Below are 3348 nucleotides of genomic sequence, written 5' to 3' on the forward strand. Positions count from 1 at the left end.
CACCGCGTGGCTGCGGCGTCGATGGTCGAACCCGACGGCCGCCCCTGCCCGCTCTGCACGGAGATGTGCCGCACGACGCGCTCCTGAGCCCGGCCGTCGCGGGCGGTCGTGACCATTTGCGAAACACAAGCGCCATCGCACCGAGACCCGGCCGACTCCGCGGGTACCTACTGTCACGCGACCGAGTGACGCGACCGAGTGACGCGGCAGGTGACAGCAGGAGGTGCGTGACGTGACCGCCGGAACCGAGTTCCGCGAGGGGACCTACGGCACGAAGGTGGTTGCCGTCGAGCCGGGCGGGGCGGGTTTCATCCCGCTCCAGGAGCGGCACGGCCGCCCGCTGAGCCTGCTGTGGACGTGGATGTCGCCGAACCTGGAGTTCGCGACGATCTTCGTCGGCGTCATCTCGGTGCTGTACTTCCATCAGACGTTCTGGCAGGCGGTGGGCGCCCTCATCGTCGGCACGGCGCTGGGCGCCGTGTCGCACGGGTTCCTGTCCGCCCGCGGCCCGTCCACCGGCGTGCCGCAGATGGTGCTGAGCCGCATGGCGTTCGGCTTCCGCGGCAACGCGCTGCCCGCCGGGCTCAACGCGATCGTCGCCGGCATCGGCTGGTTCGCGGTCAACAGCGTCAGCGGCACGCTCGCGCTCTCCGCGCTGACGGGGCTGCCCGCACCGTTCTGGCTGGTGGTCGTCGTGCTGGCCCAGGTCGGCATCGCGTTCTTCGGGCACAACCTCGTGCACGTCTTCGAACGCGCCGTGCTGCCGGTGCTGGCGATCGTGTTCCTGCTCGCCACGGTGTTCACCTTCGCTGCGGCCACGCCGGGCGCCGAACCCGGTGGTGGCGGGCTGGGCGGCTTCCTGCTCACCGTCGGTGCCGCGTTCGGCTACGCCGCGGGCTGGAACCCCTACGCGACCGACTACACCCGCTACCTCTCCCCCACCGTCAGCAGGAAGATGACGGGCCTGTACGCCGGGCTGGGCGTCTTCATCTCGTGCGTCGTGCTCGAGGTGGTCGGCGCCGCGTCGGCCACCATCCCGGGGCCGGAGAACGACAACCCGACGGCCGCGTTCACCTCGCACCTGCCGGGCTGGGTCGCCGCGCTGACCCTGATCGGCATCGCCCTGGGCGCCGTGTCCGCAAACGTCCTCAACGTGTACTCGGGGGCGATGTCGTTCCTGGCGCTGGGCATCGACCTGCCGCTGAAGCAGCGGCGCGCCATCGTCGCCGGGGTGTTCGGCGTGATCGGCTTCCTGATCGCGCTCTCGGGCCTGCAGGACGCAGGCGCGAAGTACGAGAACTTCCTGCTCATCATCTCGTACTGGATCGGGCCGTGGCTGGGCGTCTACTTCGCCGACTGGCTGCTGCGCCGCGAGGACCCCTCGCCGTTCCTGTACGACCGCTCCTACACGCCGTGGGCCGGCGCGGTGGCGATGGCCACCGGGATGGTGGTGTCGATCGCGCTGTTCTGCAACCAGACCCTCTACGTCGCCCCGGTGCCCCGCGCCGTGCCGGCCGTCGGCGACATCACCTTCGAGGTCGGCTTCGTGCTGGCCGCGGTGATCTACGTGCTGCTGCTCAAGCGGTCGCGCGCGAGCGCCGCCTGACGGTGCGCTCCAGGATCCCGAGCGTGGCGCGCAGCGCCGTCTCGGAGATGACGGGGAACACGCCGCGGTCCTTCCACTCCTGGTCGATCTCCGACCAGTCGTAGTAGGACGTGACCAGCGTGCCGCCGTCGTCGGCGGGCTCGAGCCGGTAGCCGTAGACATGCCGGATCGGCGGCTGGATCGTCCCGGAGATGGTCCAGGCGATCTCCCGCTCCGGCTCGAGCGCCGTGATGATGACGGTGACGTCGTAACGCCCCATCGGCAGATCGTTCAGCGACTCGCGGTCCATGTGGACGACGAACGTGTCGCCGACCGCGGCGACCGGCTCACCGGTGGCGTCCATGAGCATCCCGGAGCTGTCGATGTCCACATGGCCCTGCGGGTCGCAGAGCACGCGGAAGATCGACGCCGGGTCGACGGGGATCAGCCGCGCGACCTCGAACCGCTCGTTCGTCATGGCGAGGATCCTGCCATCGGACGACCGATGCGGTGGCTCGTGTCGGTGCGGGTCCGCCGGTGTCCGGGGTGGTGGGTGGAGCACCGGGAACCCCGTCGGTGATCGAGACGTCCCGTTCGCCGTGGTGGATGACGGTGTGCCGGCGCCCGCACCGGCTGACGGAGGCCGGTCAGCTCGCGTCCTGCGGCCCGTACAGCCACGCGACGTGCGTGTGGTCGTCGGGAGCGCGCTTGTCGAGCAGGGCGTTGCGGAGCATCGCGCCCACCCCGTCGACATGCCAGATGTCGCCCCAGGTGCGGGCGGTGCGCTGCACGCGCGCAGTGCGGGGCGCCCGCTGCTGCTGGTAGCGCAGGAGGGCCTTCTCCGGCGCCCCCTCGGCGAGCAGACCGGCGGCACAGTCGGCGTCCTCGATCGCCTGGCAGGCGCCCTGCGCGAGGTACTGCAGCATGGGGTGGGCAGCGTCGCCGAGCAGCGCGATCCGGCCCTGCACCCAGGTGTCGATGGGCTCGCGGTCGAACATGGGCCAGCGGTGGTCGCGGCCGAGCAGCCGGGTGGACTCCCGGACGTGCTCGCTCGCAGGAGAGAACACCGCGTCGAGCTCCTCGGGGGTGCCCCAGTCGGCCTCGCCGCGCTCCCACGCCGCACTGCGGAACACCGCGACCTGGTTGTACATCTCGCCCGACCGCAACGGGTACTGCACCAGGTGCATCGCGGGGCCGATCCACACGACGACGTCGGAGAGGTCGGCGTGGCGCTCCACCTGCGCCATCGGCACGGCTCCCCGGTAGGCCACGTACCCGGAGAACCGCACCTCGTCGTCGCTGAACCGCCTGCGCACCCGGGAGTTGAGCCCGTCGCAGGCGAGCAGGGCGCGGCCGGTGAACACCCGACCGTCCTCGCAGCGCGCCTCGACCTGTTCCCCGGCCTCCTCGATCGAGGCCACGCGCGCCCCGGTCTCCAGCGCCACGCCGGCCTCCCGGCACGCCTCCAGGAGGATCGTCAGCAGGTCGCTGCGGTGCATGACGACGTACGGGCCGCCGTAGCGCGTGGGGAAGTCCGACAGCGGGAGGTGCGTGAGCTCCCTCGTCGTCACGGCGTCGGCGAGCACGAGCCTACGCGGCAGCACGCCGACCGCACGGACCCGGTCGAGCAGCCCGAGGCGGTCGAGCACGCGGGTGGCGTTGGGTGCCAGCTGGATGCCCGCGCCGATCTCACCGAACGCGGCGGCCTGCTCCAGCACGCGCACGGTCAGGCCGGCCCGCGCGCTGCACAGCGCGGCGGTCAG

3 protein-coding genes are annotated in these 3348 nt (G+C 71.6%); 1 reads left to right on the top strand and 2 read right to left on the bottom strand.

Going from position 1 to position 3348, the window contains the following annotated elements:
* The first annotated feature begins 232 nt into the window (after nt 1-232).
* On the top strand, nt 233-1606 hold the full coding sequence (locus tag JWR81_RS18465; RefSeq protein WP_297654009.1) for a cytosine permease: 1374 nt from the start codon (nt 233-235) through the stop codon (nt 1604-1606).
* Here the strand turns inward: JWR81_RS18465 and JWR81_RS18470 are convergent.
* Nucleotides 1578-2063, bottom strand: a complete 486-nt coding sequence (locus JWR81_RS18470) for a polyketide cyclase (protein WP_297654011.1) — start codon at nt 2061-2063, stop codon at nt 1578-1580. The genes JWR81_RS18465 and JWR81_RS18470 overlap by 29 nt on opposite strands.
* 169 nt (nt 2064-2232) lie before the next feature.
* On the bottom strand, nt 2233-3348 hold a 1116-nt coding region (locus tag JWR81_RS18475), incomplete at its 5' end, for an FAD-dependent monooxygenase (RefSeq protein WP_367278807.1).

Origin of the sequence: Pseudonocardia sp., assembly GCF_025965585.1 — a bacterium.
Classification (GTDB): domain Bacteria; phylum Actinomycetota; class Actinomycetes; order Mycobacteriales; family Pseudonocardiaceae; genus Pseudonocardia.

What these genes read in the sequence shown, in the direction of transcription:
- JWR81_RS18470 (WP_297654011.1), bottom strand. Translation starts at nt 2,063, where the DNA reads ATGACGAACGAGCGGTTCGAGGTCGCGCGGCTGATCCCCGTCGACCCG.